The following is a 13,237-nucleotide window of genomic DNA, read 5'->3' as shown; positions in this document are numbered from 1 at the left end:
TGTAACTCCGTACAGAGTGTCCTACAACCCCAAGAGGCAAGCCTCTTGGTTTGGGCTGATCCCGTTTCGCTCGCCGCTACTCAGGGAATCGCATTTGCTTTCTCTTCCTCCGGGTACTTAGATGTTTCAGTTCCCCGGGTCTGCCTTCTCATATCCTATGAATTCAGATATGGATACCACTCCATTACGAGTGGTGGGTTTCCCCATTCGGAAATCTCCGGATCAAAGCTTGCTTACAGCTCCCCGAAGCATATCGGTGTTCGTCCCGTCCTTCATCGGCTCCTAGTGCCAAGGCATCCACCGTGCGCCCTTTCTAACTTAACCGTTAAAAAGAATCACTATGTGATATCTTGTGTTACTAATTGAATGTGATGTCTACTGTTATCTAGTTTTCAAAGAACACGTTTCGAAGGAATGATCCTTCAAAACTAAACAAGACAGGGAACGTTCTGTTTATAAGACCCAAGGTCTTATATTCCGTATAATATCCTTAGAAAGGAGGTGATCCAGCCGCACCTTCCGATACGGCTACCTTGTTACGACTTCACCCCAATCATCTGTCCCACCTTCGGCGGCTGGCTCCTAAAAGGTTACCTCACCGACTTCGGGTGTTACAAACTCTCGTGGTGTGACGGGCGGTGTGTACAAGGCCCGGGAACGTATTCACCGCGGCATGCTGATCCGCGATTACTAGCGATTCCAGCTTCACGCAGTCGAGTTGCAGACTGCGATCCGAACTGAGAACAGATTTGTGGGATTGGCTTAACCTCGCGGTTTCGCTGCCCTTTGTTCTGTCCATTGTAGCACGTGTGTAGCCCAGGTCATAAGGGGCATGATGATTTGACGTCATCCCCACCTTCCTCCGGTTTGTCACCGGCAGTCACCTTAGAGTGCCCAACTGAATGCTGGCAACTAAGATCAAGGGTTGCGCTCGTTGCGGGACTTAACCCAACATCTCACGACACGAGCTGACGACAACCATGCACCACCTGTCACTCTGCCCCCGAAGGGGACGTCCTATCTCTAGGATTGTCAGAGGATGTCAAGACCTGGTAAGGTTCTTCGCGTTGCTTCGAATTAAACCACATGCTCCACCGCTTGTGCGGGCCCCCGTCAATTCCTTTGAGTTTCAGTCTTGCGACCGTACTCCCCAGGCGGAGTGCTTAATGCGTTAGCTGCAGCACTAAGGGGCGGAAACCCCCTAACACTTAGCACTCATCGTTTACGGCGTGGACTACCAGGGTATCTAATCCTGTTCGCTCCCCACGCTTTCGCTCCTCAGCGTCAGTTACAGACCAGAGAGTCGCCTTCGCCACTGGTGTTCCTCCACATCTCTACGCATTTCACCGCTACACGTGGAATTCCACTCTCCTCTTCTGCACTCAAGTTCCCCAGTTTCCAATGACCCTCCCCGGTTGAGCCGGGGGCTTTCACATCAGACTTAAGAAACCGCCTGCGAGCCCTTTACGCCCAATAATTCCGGACAACGCTTGCCACCTACGTATTACCGCGGCTGCTGGCACGTAGTTAGCCGTGGCTTTCTGGTTAGGTACCGTCAAGGTACCGCCCTATTCGAACGGTACTTGTTCTTCCCTAACAACAGAGCTTTACGATCCGAAAACCTTCATCACTCACGCGGCGTTGCTCCGTCAGACTTTCGTCCATTGCGGAAGATTCCCTACTGCTGCCTCCCGTAGGAGTCTGGGCCGTGTCTCAGTCCCAGTGTGGCCGATCACCCTCTCAGGTCGGCTACGCATCGTTGCCTTGGTGAGCCATTACCTCACCAACTAGCTAATGCGCCGCGGGTCCATCTGTAAGTGGTAGCCGAAGCCACCTTTTATGTTTGAACCATGCGGTTCAAACAACCATCCGGTATTAGCCCCGGTTTCCCGGAGTTATCCCAGTCTTACAGGCAGGTTACCCACGTGTTACTCACCCGTCCGCCGCTAACATCAGGGAGCAAGCTCCCATCTGTCCGCTCGACTTGCATGTATTAGGCACGCCGCCAGCGTTCGTCCTGAGCCAGGATCAAACTCTCCGATAAATGGATCACAGGTTAAGTTCACCGCATCCTGCGGCGACACCTGTGTGACCTGCGTCGTGCAGGCCCTAGTTTGACTGACTACGCACATCGCTGTGCGATTTATAAAAAATGAATTAACAGGTACGTTTTGTCTTGTTTAGTTTTCAAAGATCATTTTCACTTCTTGTTGAAGCGACTTTATTAATATAACATTTTGACTTTCTTTTGTCAAATGTTTTTTTGATTTATTTTCCCGCCGCTGTGAGCTTGTTTTCTCAGAAGCGCATCAGCGACGTTTAATAATATAACATGGTCAAGAATCAGAGTCAACACCTTTTTTAAAAGAATATCCTCGGTGATAGACAGCCTGTCCTTTAGTTTCTATCTGGCAGACGTTGATAAGTCCCTTTTCTGTCAAGTAATCAAGCATAACGCCAAGATCTTGGGTAAAGTGCTTTAGGTCATGATGTTGAAGAAGCTCACCGAATTGCCAAATGTCTTTTTCTTTCATTACTTCGAAAAGATGCGCCGAACCGATCTCGGCTTTGGAATGGATGAGAAAATCATTTGCTAAGAATAATAATTCAAGTCTTTTTTCCAGACTCTCGTGACTTTCAATCAGCTCGGAATATAACTTGTACACTTGCGGCTCCATCTGGCGCACTTGGCTCCACACAGTGGTTTCGGGATGGAATCCTCTGTCGATTACTTCAATACGTGCTAAATGATGCAGCGCATGAACAACGGCGTTGTAGGCATCTAAAAATTGATTGGCTTCAAAAAAAGCTTTCCCTTCAACATACCTTCTGATTAATTTGCCGTATTCGAGTCCGATCTTCAGTTTACGTTCGGCAAACGGAAATGTATTCAGCCTGTCAATCAGTTCAACTACGTATTCATTACGGTCAAACAAAACTCTGCCATTTACAATCCAATCTATGATTCTTCTATTTGTTCCGAGCAAAATCCATTCTTGAATCTGAGAATCTGTTACCACATGCAAAGAAGCTGTTTGATGATCAAATTCATAATGCTTTATAAAAACTGGCTCATCAGCATCCTTTACAATCACCAGCAAAGCTGCATCAAAGTTATCTGTTAAGGAAGATGTTTTGTTTCTTCTCTCAATCATAATGACAGCCAATGTGTTGGGATGACTTGCTCTTTCTTGGTAAATTGGACGGAGAAGATTTTCCATCACTATTCCTCCAATACAATTGTTCAAATTTTTTTATTCTCTATTTGATTCAATTCTATGGTTAAAACGAAATTCCTTTTTTCTAAACACATTGAACTATTATAAACAATTTCACAGTAACTCTCCATATATAAATTCCAGTTCAACTGAAAACATGAAGAAAATCCCATCGGGTTTGTGCTATAGTTAAATCAGAGGGGGATGGACATGGCGAAATACTCCAGCAAAATTAATAAAATCAGAACATTTGCGTTAAGTTTGGTTTTCGTTGGGTTTATCATTATGTACATCGGGATCTTTTTTAAAGAGTCAGTTTTGCTATCTAGTTTGTTTATGATACTTGGACTTTTATCCATTGGTCTCAGTACGGTTGTTTACTTTTGGATCGGAATGCTTTCGACCAAAGCGGTTCGCGTCATTTGTCCGGGCTGTGAAAAAGAGACAAAGGTTTTAGGAAGAGTCGATATGTGCATGCATTGCCGAGAGCCGCTGACTTTAGATAAGGGATTAGAAGGAAAAGAATTTGATGAGTCTTATAATAAAAAGAAAATGTCGAAATAAAATAAGCTGACCGTTTCGTGCGGTCAGCTTATTTTTAATGATTTTCTTTTTTCGAACACTCTTGGCAGACGCCGTAAATTTCTAAACGGTGGTGGCTTACCTTGAAGCCCGTGACGTGGGCAGCGAGCTGTTCCACTTCATCAAGGCCCGGGTAGTGGAAGTCCACAATTTTACCGCAGTTTTCGCAAATCGCGTGATAGTGATCGGATGTCACAAAATCGAATCTGCTGGAAGCATCACCGTATGTGAGCTCTTTTACCAAACCTGATTCCCGGAACACACGCAAATTGTTATATACTGTCGCTACGCTCATGTTAGGAAATTTCCCTTCCAGAGCTTTATATATATCGTCCGCTGTTGGATGAGCCATAGAGTTAACGAGATATTCCAGAATCGCATGACGTTGAGGAGTAATGCGAACTCCGGTTTCCTTCAACGTTTCTAAGGCTTCTTTTAGTTCATGTGCAGCCATCCGTCATGCACCTCTCTTCTAAAAAAAATTCTTACATTGTAATGTTTATAATTAGTGTAACTCTTCCTACGATAATTTGTCAATTGATATCAGGGTAAAAGTAAGCATAGGCTCATAGAGATTTACTTTTCCGACATATCTTTGAGGGTTTGAAGCGCTTCGGCTACATGGTCCTTTACTTTTACCTTTCTCCATTCTTTAATGACCCGGCCTTCTTTATCAATTAAAAAAGTGGAACGCTCGATTCCCATATACTCTTTTCCGAAGTTTTTCTTCAGCTTCCACACATCAAACGCTTCTGCCAGCTTATGCTCGTCATCAACAAGAAGCCGAAATGGCAGGTTATGCTTCTCTTTAAATTTTCCGTGTTTTTCCTGGCTGTCCGGGCTGACGCCGATAATGACGGCATCCAGTTCGGCGAAGCTTTCGTGACTGTCCCGAAAATCGCATGCTTCAGTTGTACATCCCGGTGTCATGTCTTTTGGATAAAAATAAAGCACGATGTACTTTCCTTTATAATCCGATAATTTTACTGTTTCCCCATGATCGCCTTTTAACTCAAGATTAGGCGCTTTTTGTCCGATTTCTATAGTCATTACGTTACCTCCGGATGTTTTTTTATTAAGCGTATCCAATTCTTGTCCAGATTACAACCATCTCAGCTGAATCTGAAGCCCGAAGCCATTGTTCTTGTTCGGAAGCATGCTACAATAGAAAGGACGCATGGAGATATAGGAGGTTTTTATTCTTGCATACAAAATCAATTGAACTTCACAATGAGGCATTACAGCACATTGTCGGCGGTGTAAACAGCCCGTCTAGATCATATAAAGCAGTCGGCGGCGGTTCTCCTGTTGCAATGGAGAAAGCAAGCGGCGCTTATTTTTGGGATGTGGACGGCAACAAATACATCGATTATTTAGCGGCGTACGGTCCGATTATTACAGGACATGCCCACCCGCATATTACAGAAGCGATTAAAAAAGCGGCAGAGAACGGTGTATTGTATGGAACACCAACGAAACATGAGGTTACATTTGCAAAGATGCTCAAAGAAGCCATTCCCGCTATGGACAAAGTAAGATTCGTCAATTCGGGAACAGAAGCCGTTATGACGACCATCCGCGTGGCTCGCGCATATACAGGCCGGACAAAAATCATTAAATTTGCGGGCTGCTATCACGGGCATTCGGACCTTGTGCTTGTCGCCGCAGGCTCCGGCCCGTCTACTCTCGGCACACCAGACTCAGCCGGTGTACCGAAAAGCATTGCAAACGAAGTGATCACAGTTCCATTTAATGATATCGATAGCTATAAAGCGGCTCTTGATAAATGGGGCAGTGAAATCGCGGCGGTTCTCGTTGAACCGATTGTCGGCAACTTCGGTATCGTCGAGCCGAAAAAGGGCTTCTTAGAAAAAGTAAATGAATTGACACACAATGCAGGCGCTCTCGTTATTTACGATGAAGTCATTACGGCTTTCCGCTTTATGTATGGCGGCGCGCAGGATCTCTTACAGGTGAAACCGGATTTAACAGCACTCGGAAAAATTATCGGCGGCGGACTTCCAATTGGCGCCTATGGCGGCAAACAAGAAATCATGGAGCAGGTAGCTCCGCTAGGGCCTGCTTATCAGGCAGGAACAATGGCAGGGAACCCCGCTTCCATCCTATCAGGCATCGCTTGTCTGGAAGTGCTCAAAGAGGAAGGCGTGTATGAAAAGCTTGATCACCTTGGCGCTATGCTGGAGGAAGGCATATTACAGCATGCAGAAACACACGGCATCACGATTACTGTCAACCGGTTAAAAGGCGCACTCACGGTTTATTTCTCTGATGAGAAAGTCGAAAATTACGAGCAGGCTGAACGTAGTGACGGAGAAACGTTCGCGACGTTTTTCAAACTGATGCTGGAACGCGGAATTAATTTAGCACCTTCTAAATATGAAGCCTGGTTTATTACAACAGCACATACAGAGCAGGATATTAAAGACACGCTTGCAGCGGTCGAGGATGCTTTTAAACACCTTAAAAACTAGAATCAGACAACTTGGACAGGAGCATTGAGCTCCTGTTTTTTTATGGATTCAAACAGTGTGTAAGATTTTGGTCTTTTTCTAGAAAAATAGCTTGAATATTTGTGTTGATCCCTGTATATTACTTAATTGTTTAGCAAATAAACTTACCGGGAATTTTAAGGATTAGCCATTTGCTATGTTACACAATTTACTATAGAAAGGAATGCACGCACAAACCAATGAAACTTGGTGCCCGCATTTTCAAAACCGGGATTGCGATTACACTTGCCCTTTATTTGGCTTCGTGGATCGGGCTTCCCGCGCCGATTTTCGCTGGGATTGCAGCGATATTTGCGATCCAGCCGTCGATTTACCGCTCTTTTCTCATTATTATTGACCAGGTTCAGGCAAATATCATCGGAGCTGTGATTGCCACAGTGTTCGGCCTTATTTTCGGACCCAGCCCGATTATGATCGGGTTAACAGCAGTTATTGTCATTACAATCATGCTGAAACTTAAAATTGAACATACAATTTCGATTGCTCTTGTAACAGTTATTGCGATTTTAGAATCCGCCGGTGACGACTTTTTAATGTTCGCGCTGATCAGAACAAGCACTGTGATCTTAGGGGTGCTTTCTTCCTTTATCGTCAACCTTGTGTTTTTGCCTCCTAAGTACGAAACAAAGCTGATTCATAATACCGTCGAAAACACCGAAGAAATTATGAAGTGGATAAGGCTGTCCATGCGGCAGTCAACAGAGCATTCGATTTTGAAAGAGGATATTGAAAAACTGAAAGAAAAAATGATCAAGCTTGATCAGACATATCTGCTATATAAAGAAGAGAGAAGCTACTTTAAGAAAACGACTTATGTAAAATCAAGAAAGCTTGTCTTGTTCAGACAGGCCATTATTACTGCAAATCGGGCGCTTGATACATTGAAGAAACTGCATCGTTTGGAAAACGAGATCTATCATATGCCGGAAGAGTTTCAGGAAACACTGACTGAAGAGCTTGATTACCTGCTTTACTGGCATGAACTGATTTTGATGAGGTTTGTCGGCAAAATCAAGCCGCATGATGACGCAGATGAAGAAGGCATTCGATATAAGCAGCTTTTAACAAAGTCATTTTTAAAAAATCAGCAGAATACGGATGATGAGCTTATTGATTACAACATGCTTAATATTATGGCAAGTGCCGTAGAATATCGCGAGCAGCTTGAACATTTGGAAACACTTATCACAAGTTTTCAAACGTATCATCCGAAAGACTGCGAAATAGAAACAGAAGAGTAACCCGGTTAAACAGCCGGGTTTTTTTATATACAAAAAAATCTTATATCCTTCGTTAAAAGGATATAAGATTGATGTTTTAGTTCAAATTTTGAATGGTAAATAAGTGCTTGTACTGGCTCTCATAGTCCATGAGTTCATCATGGGTTCCGATTTCAATGATTGTGCCGTTTTCCATGACAACAATCTTATCCGCATGGGTGATTGTCGATAAACGGTGGGCGACAACAAAAGTTGTTCTATCCTTCGCCAGTTTGTCCATCGCTTCTTGAATGTAATGCTCACTTTCCAAATCCAGAGCTGATGTAGCTTCATCTAAAATGAGGAGCGGCGGATTTTTCAGGAATACCCGCGCAATTGAGATCCGCTGCTTTTGTCCGCCTGAAAGCTTAACGCCTCGTTCTCCCACCCGGGTCTCATATCCTTCTGGAAAACTCATGATAAATTCATGGGCATTTGCAGCTTTGGCGGCTTCGATTATCTCTTCAAGTGTGGCATCAGGCTTGCCGATCGCGATATTTTCCCGAATCGTTTCACTAAATAAAAAGGTATCCTGAAGCACCATACCAACCTGGTTGCGAAGGCTTCTTGCTTCATAATCGCGAATATCCGTCCCATCAATCAGCAGTCTGCCGCTTGTTACATCATAAAATCTTGGGATCAGGCTGACGAGCGTTGATTTTCCTCCTCCGCTCATGCCGACGAGAGCTACAGTTTCTCCTCTATTTACTTTTAAGGATACATCATGAAGAATATTTTCTTTGTCCTTCTCATATTGAAACGAAACGTTTTGAAACTCCACTCCTCCGCGAATCTGATCGGCCTTTATCGCATTTGGTTTGTCAGTGAGTTCATAGGGCTCGTCAATAAATTCAAACACCCTGTCCATTGATGCGATTGATTGTGTCAAAGTTGTAGAGGAATTGATCAGCCTTCTAACAGGGTTGTACATTCTGTCAATATATCCGACAAACGCGACCATTGTTCCGACTGTCAGCGGTCCATTAATGACAAAATACCCGGCGCACGCTATGACGATGAGCGGCGCCAAATCTGTAATGGTATTGACCACCGCAAAGGTTTTGGCGTTCCAATTCGTGTGGCGGATGGCTTTATCTAAGAAATGGCTGTTTTTCTCATTAAATTGAGCCTGTTCATGATCTTCTATCGCAAAGCTTCTGATGACAGGCATGCCTTGAATGCGTTCGTGCAAATGCCCCTGCACTTGAGCAAGAGCCTGTGAGCGCTCCCTTGTCAGCTTTCGTAAACGGCCGTAAAAATACTTCACTGAGATTCCGTATAATGGGAATAATACGATAGAGATCAGCATTAATTTAACGTCCAGTGTGAGCATGATAGAGATTACAATCAAAATCGTCAGCATATCGAGCCATATATTCATCAGCCCTGTGATGACGAAATCCTTTGTTTGTTCTACATCATTAATCACTCGGGAAATGACTTCCCCTGTTCTTGTATTCGCGTAAAAACGAAGGCTCAGTTTTTGTATATGGTCAAACAGCTTAGCTCTTATATCATAAAGCACCTTGCTGGCAGTCCACTGGGCAAAATATTGCCGATAATATTCAACAGGCGGGCGCAAAATTAAAAATAAGGCGAACATGATCGCCATAATCGTGAACAATGACGTGGTTTTGTCACTGGCCGTGCCGCCTCCTTGAATAATGTCGTCAACTACGTACTTCAGAAGCAATGGGAGAGCAAGCGGAATGGAAAATTTTACGATCCCGATTAACACTGTAACGAAAATTTGCTTCTTATAAGGTTTGACGAATTGCATGTAGCGTTTCATAACCCCCACGTTGATTCCCCCTCTCTCTTTATCATGATGTGTGTGAGCCCATGTGAAAAACCTGTTGTACCCCGCAACAGGTTTTTACGTAACCATTATTTTGTATAGCGCAAATACCGTTCATACCACATATCGACAAACTCGGGCGCAAACGGTCCCTGACGCTGGTGAATCCAATGGAGCAGCGTATTTAAGTAGTCTCTTAAAATACTGTCGATTTCTTTTGGATAATTCATGGCTTTCCGATGATCATCATATTCGTCTTCATCGAGAATATTGTAGGTCATGTCAGGAAAAACCTTAACATCTAAGTCATAATCAATATATTTAATTGCTTCGCCATCATAGGCAAACGGAGAACTGATGTTGCAATAATAATGAACCCCGTCTTCCCTCAGCATCCCGATGACATTAAACCATTGTCTTGCGTGAAAATAACAGATTGCGGGCTCTCTGGTTATCCATGTCCGGCCGTCTGATTCGGTTACCATCGTCCGGTCATTGGCTCCGATGACACACATTTCTGTACTTTTTAAGATTGTTGTCTCATTCCAAATTCTATGAATCAGCCCGTTGTGCTTATAGCTGTGAATTTGAATGGTTTCTCCTTCCTTGGGATAGCCCATATTTCTCCCCTACTTTCTATAAAGCCCTACAGTTAGTATGTCCAAATTTGCTTACCGACAACGTCTTTTACCTATTATAACGTTACAAATTGAAAAATGAAAATAAAAGAGCCATTCCGGCCGGGGAATGGCACATTCCTGCACTACACAAAGGAAGACGGCTTTTCTGAGCTGCGATATGAACGAATGACCTGCTCTGTCTGCTTTTGAAACATATCCTGTATATCGGCAAGGTGTTTCCGTTTTACCGCAATTTCAGCCTGTATCCCACGCAGCCTTGCATCCCTTTCCAAATGCCGGAGTTCCGCCTCAATTTGTTTGCAGCGGTCGAGCTCTGATTGGAGATCGAGAAGCTTATCCATCGTTTTCATCTGTTCACTTACCAGCTTTTCAAATTCCGTCATCGGTTCCTCCTTCAGCCTGATGAAAGTATAAACATTTCCTCCTTTAATCATTTCGATCTCCATAAAGCAAACCCTTTGACTCATTCTGTAGACCTTCCACAAGTTTTGTCGTTTTTCAAACAGAAAAAAGCACTTCCACCCGAAGATGAAGTGCTTTTTTCTGTTTCAGTGATTAGCTGTTTTGTTGTTTGTTTTGTTCAGCAGATTGGTTTTGCTGTCTTACCTGCTGTGCGTCAGTTTCACTAGCGAATTCAGTGCCGAATTGACCTTGTTGTCCAGCTGATTGCTGGTTTTGTTTTCTGACTTGCTGAGCGTTTGTTTCGCTAGCAAATTCAGTGCCAAATTGACCTTGACCAGCAGCTGATTGTTGGTTTTGTTTTCTAACTTGTTGAGCGTTTGTTTTGCTGAAGTTATTTGAGTTAGCCATTGTTATCACCTCCACGGTCATTAGAATGTGCAGGTGATCGTATAGCTATTCCTCTTTTTTAAAAATTTTTAAACGAGCAGTGAGCGTCCGCCGTCAACGATAATTGTCTGTCCGCGGATCATGTCAGCCTTGGAAGACACTAGAAACTCAACAGTATCAACCATGTCTTTAATTTCGACCATGCGTCCCGCCGGCGTGTTTTGGCGCGCATCCTCAAGCAGATCTTCTCTATTCGGGAAGTGTTTCAGCGCATCTGTGTCGATCGCTCCGCCTGAAACAGCATTGACGATAATTTGTTTTGGTGAAAGCTCAACCGCAAGATAACGGGTTAAAGCCTCTAACGCTGCTTTTGATACACCGACCGTGGTGTAGTTTTCAAGATAGCGGATAGAGCCTAATGAACTGATGCTGACAATATGCCCGCCTCCGTTCTTCTCCATTAGCTTTGCAGCTTCCTGAGCGCAGAAAAGCAATGCTTTCGCATTAATGTTCATCGTCCAGTCCCAGTGTGTTTCTTCTAATTCCATGACAGGCCTTAGTACTCCTGAAGCGGCATTATTGACAAAAACATCAAGTCTGCCGAACGTTTCATCAATTTGCTGAAACATTTCTTTGATTTTTGCAGGCTGTCCTACGTTTGCTTTTACGACAAGCACTTTAACGCCAAGCTTTTCGATTTCTTCCGCTGTTTCTAATGCTGCTTTTTTGCTGCGTGCATAGTTAATGACGATGTTATAGCCGTTCTCAGCAAGTCTGATCGCGGCCGCTTTTCCGACACCGCGGCTGCTTCCTGTTACGAGTGCACATTTATTTTGTTCCATTTTTCCTCATCTCCTTGTAGCGTATAGTTCTTTTATTTCCACAAACAATAATGGCAAGAACTTTAAAGGGGGTCTTCTGTTATGTATGTCGGACGTGATATGAGCGAATTGAACATGGTTTCCAAAAAAGATTGGAAGAACAGTGAACTCGCTTATTTTCATCATGCCTTTCAGCAAATTATGCCTTATTTGAACGAAGAAGGCCAATCAAAATACCGGGAATTAACGCAAGAAATTGAAGCGCGCGGCGGAATGAAGCGCAATGAAGCGGACTACAGCCACGGCACGCGCGTCTCTTACGATTAAGAATGGTTTACGGAGCAGCCGAGATAGCGGCTGCTTCTACTGCCATCTTCCAGATTTTTTGATGTGACACCGGGAACGCAAATTGTTCGAGCTCTTCTTTCGTTACTATTTTCAGCTCGCTGGTATCCGACACTTGTTTTACTTTACCGAAAAACACTGAAATATTCCATACCAGGTGGGTGAAAACATGCTCGACTACACCTTGCAGATCACTGATATCAGCTTGTATTCCATATTCGTTTTCTAAGAAAGCAATGAGCTGTTCACGCTCAGTTTTGATCCCTTTTTGTGTTTCAAGATTAGGGAATTCCCACAGGTTGGCGAGCAAACCTTTAGACGGCCGTTTGTGGATATACACTTGTCCGTCTTCATCAGTCAGTACGATCGCAGCCATGGTTTTGATCCCGGGCTTTTTCTTTTTGCTTTTTACCGGAAGCTCCCGTTCAGTGCCTTCTTCAAATGCTGAGCAATGCTGTTGAACCGGGCAAAGCAGGCATGAGGGTGATTTTGGCGTACAGATCAAGGCTCCAAGCTCCATCAAGCCCTGATTAAATTCAGATGGTTTTTCTTTGGAAATAAAAGCCCGTATGGCGTCTTCAAAGATCGTTCTTGTTTTTGGTTTGGCAATATCATCCCAAATAGAAAGAATTCTGGACATGACACGCATCACATTTCCGTCAACCGCGGGAATGGGTTTATTGTAGGCAATGCTGAGCACCGCTCCCTTTGTATAAGGGCCGACGCCTTTTAACCCGCCAAAATCTTTCTCGTCTGGAGGGACAATGCCGCCGTATTCCTGTTTCACTTCTTTTACCGCGCTTTGCAGGTTTCTGACTCGCGAATAATAGCCGAGCCCTTCCCATGCTTTCAGCACCTTTTCTTCATCAGCATCAGCGAGCGCTTCCACTGTCGGGAATTGTTCCACAAACCGGAGAAAGTAAGGAATCACTGTCTCTACTCTCGTTTGCTGCAGCATCACTTCAGATACCCACACCTTATAAGGATCTTGGTCCTCTCTCCACGGCAAAACGCGCTGCTCTCGTTCAAACCATGAGATTAAATCATCGCGAAATTGCTGTATGTCTTTTTGTTTTAATTTGTCTTCAAGTACGTTCATATGTGTTTCTCCCCAGTCTTTCGCGCCCCGCTTTTCTTTAGACTGTTTTTTGTTGTACACTAAGGGCACAGTACGATAATATGTTACATTAAATAGTAATAAAGAAAAAGCGGAAACATATGAGAACGATTGAATCAGTTTAAAAATTGGGTAT

13 protein-coding genes and 2 rRNA genes (1 of these 15 running past the window's edge) are annotated in these 13,237 nt (G+C 44.0%); 4 read left to right on the top strand and 11 right to left on the bottom strand.

Features of this window, described 5'->3' with window-relative positions:
• From MHH79_RS04710 to MHH79_RS04700, 3 genes are all read right to left on the bottom strand, one after another.
• A 23S ribosomal RNA gene (locus MHH79_RS04710) occupies positions 1-324 on the bottom strand; it reaches 2,604 nt to the left of the window's first position.
• A gap of 170 nt (positions 325-494) precedes the next feature.
• Positions 495-2,044, bottom strand: a 16S ribosomal RNA gene (locus tag MHH79_RS04705).
• The 16S and 23S rRNA genes sit together here, the layout of an rRNA operon.
• A gap of 292 nt (positions 2,045-2,336) precedes the next feature.
• Positions 2,337-3,221, bottom strand: coding sequence for a nucleotidyltransferase-like protein (locus tag MHH79_RS04700; RefSeq protein ID WP_003243727.1), 885 nt, complete (start codon positions 3,219-3,221; stop codon positions 2,337-2,339).
• Between the two features lie 207 nt (positions 3,222-3,428).
• Between MHH79_RS04700 and MHH79_RS04695 the strand changes: the two genes are divergently transcribed.
• Positions 3,429-3,782: a YgzB family protein gene (locus MHH79_RS04695; protein WP_014113119.1), complete on the top strand. Its 354-nt coding sequence runs from the start codon at positions 3,429-3,431 to the stop codon at positions 3,780-3,782.
• Between the two features lie 34 nt (positions 3,783-3,816).
• On the opposite strand, the gene perR is transcribed toward MHH79_RS04695, so the two are convergent.
• Together perR and bcp are read right to left on the bottom strand one after the other, a co-directional pair.
• Entirely contained in the window at positions 3,817-4,254 is a 438-nt protein-coding gene (gene perR, locus MHH79_RS04690) for a peroxide-responsive transcriptional repressor PerR (RefSeq protein ID WP_003223285.1), read from the bottom strand.
• Positions 4,255-4,376: 122 nt separating this feature from the next.
• The gene (bcp, locus tag MHH79_RS04685) at positions 4,377-4,850 is read right to left on the bottom strand and encodes a thioredoxin-dependent thiol peroxidase (protein WP_340035020.1); all 474 of its coding nucleotides are present in this window, start codon (positions 4,848-4,850) and stop codon (positions 4,377-4,379) included.
• 152 nt (positions 4,851-5,002) lie between these two features.
• On the opposite strand from bcp, the gene MHH79_RS04680 reads away from it, so the two are divergent.
• Together MHH79_RS04680 and MHH79_RS04675 are read left to right on the top strand one after the other, a co-directional pair.
• A complete protein-coding gene (locus MHH79_RS04680; RefSeq protein WP_015383155.1) occupies positions 5,003-6,292 on the top strand; it encodes a glutamate-1-semialdehyde 2,1-aminomutase in 1,290 nt (429 codons plus the stop codon).
• Between the two features lie 218 nt (positions 6,293-6,510).
• Positions 6,511-7,572: an aromatic acid exporter family protein gene (locus MHH79_RS04675; protein ID WP_014113117.1), complete on the top strand. Its 1,062-nt coding sequence runs from the start codon at positions 6,511-6,513 to the stop codon at positions 7,570-7,572.
• Between the two features lie 76 nt (positions 7,573-7,648).
• Here MHH79_RS04675 and MHH79_RS04670 read toward each other — a convergent pair whose 3' ends face one another.
• From MHH79_RS04670 to fabL, 5 genes are all read right to left on the bottom strand, one after another.
• The gene (locus MHH79_RS04670; protein WP_340035019.1) at positions 7,649-9,391 is read right to left on the bottom strand and encodes an ABC transporter ATP-binding protein; all 1,743 of its coding nucleotides are present in this window, start codon (positions 9,389-9,391) and stop codon (positions 7,649-7,651) included.
• A gap of 86 nt (positions 9,392-9,477) precedes the next feature.
• Positions 9,478-10,008, bottom strand: coding sequence for a DUF402 domain-containing protein (locus MHH79_RS04665; protein WP_003223272.1), 531 nt, complete (start codon positions 10,006-10,008; stop codon positions 9,478-9,480).
• A gap of 143 nt (positions 10,009-10,151) precedes the next feature.
• The gene (locus MHH79_RS04660; RefSeq protein ID WP_003242708.1) at positions 10,152-10,412 is read right to left on the bottom strand and encodes a YgaB family protein; all 261 of its coding nucleotides are present in this window, start codon (positions 10,410-10,412) and stop codon (positions 10,152-10,154) included.
• Between the two features lie 172 nt (positions 10,413-10,584).
• A complete protein-coding gene (gene sspE / locus MHH79_RS04655) occupies positions 10,585-10,839 on the bottom strand; it encodes a gamma type acid-soluble spore protein SspE (protein ID WP_003233541.1) in 255 nt (84 codons plus the stop codon).
• A 68-nt stretch (positions 10,840-10,907) separates the two neighbouring features.
• A complete protein-coding gene (gene fabL, locus MHH79_RS04650) occupies positions 10,908-11,660 on the bottom strand; it encodes an enoyl-[acyl-carrier-protein] reductase FabL (protein WP_003223262.1) in 753 nt (250 codons plus the stop codon).
• An 81-nt stretch (positions 11,661-11,741) separates the two neighbouring features.
• Here fabL and MHH79_RS04645 point away from each other — a divergent pair, with 81 nt between their 5' ends.
• Entirely contained in the window at positions 11,742-11,966 is a 225-nt protein-coding gene (locus MHH79_RS04645) for a hypothetical protein (protein ID WP_003233542.1), read from the top strand.
• Positions 11,967-11,973: 7 nt separating this feature from the next.
• Here the strand turns inward: MHH79_RS04645 and mutY are convergent, their stop codons facing one another.
• Complete coding sequence (gene mutY / locus MHH79_RS04640; protein ID WP_015482977.1) at positions 11,974-13,083, bottom strand: A/G-specific adenine glycosylase; 1,110 nt, start codon at positions 13,081-13,083, stop codon at positions 11,974-11,976.
• Positions 13,084-13,237: the final 154 nt, after the last annotated feature.

Source organism: Bacillus sp. FSL K6-0993, assembly GCF_037977205.1.
Lineage (GTDB): Bacteria > Bacillota > Bacilli > Bacillales > Bacillaceae > Bacillus > Bacillus subtilis.
Note: the sequence above shows the minus strand (reverse complement) of the source record. Positions and strands in the feature narration are given on the sequence as shown.

Excerpts from the sequence above, each read along its gene's own strand:
- MHH79_RS04700 (WP_003243727.1), bottom strand. The coding sequence starts at position 3,221 with ATGGAAAATCTTCTCCGTCCAATTTACCAAGAAAGAGCAAGTCATCCC.
- MHH79_RS04695 (WP_014113119.1), top strand. The coding sequence starts at position 3,429 with ATGGCGAAATACTCCAGCAAAATTAATAAAATCAGAACATTTGCGTTA.
- perR (WP_003223285.1), bottom strand. The coding sequence starts at position 4,254 with ATGGCTGCACATGAACTAAAAGAAGCCTTAGAAACGTTGAAGGAAACC.
- bcp (WP_340035020.1), bottom strand. The coding sequence starts at position 4,850 with ATGACTATAGAAATCGGACAAAAAGCGCCTAATCTTGAGTTAAAAGGC.
- MHH79_RS04675 (WP_014113117.1), top strand. The coding sequence starts at position 6,511 with ATGAAACTTGGTGCCCGCATTTTCAAAACCGGGATTGCGATTACACTT.
- MHH79_RS04665 (WP_003223272.1), bottom strand. The coding sequence starts at position 10,008 with ATGGGCTATCCCAAGGAAGGAGAAACCATTCAAATTCACAGCTATAAG.
- MHH79_RS04660 (WP_003242708.1), bottom strand. The coding sequence starts at position 10,412 with ATGACGGAATTTGAAAAGCTGGTAAGTGAACAGATGAAAACGATGGAT.
- sspE (WP_003233541.1), bottom strand. The coding sequence starts at position 10,839 with ATGGCTAACTCAAATAACTTCAGCAAAACAAACGCTCAACAAGTTAGA.
- fabL (WP_003223262.1), bottom strand. The coding sequence starts at position 11,660 with ATGGAACAAAATAAATGTGCACTCGTAACAGGAAGCAGCCGCGGTGTC.
- MHH79_RS04645 (WP_003233542.1), top strand. The coding sequence starts at position 11,742 with ATGTATGTCGGACGTGATATGAGCGAATTGAACATGGTTTCCAAAAAA.
- mutY (WP_015482977.1), bottom strand. The coding sequence starts at position 13,083 with ATGAACGTACTTGAAGACAAATTAAAACAAAAAGACATACAGCAATTT.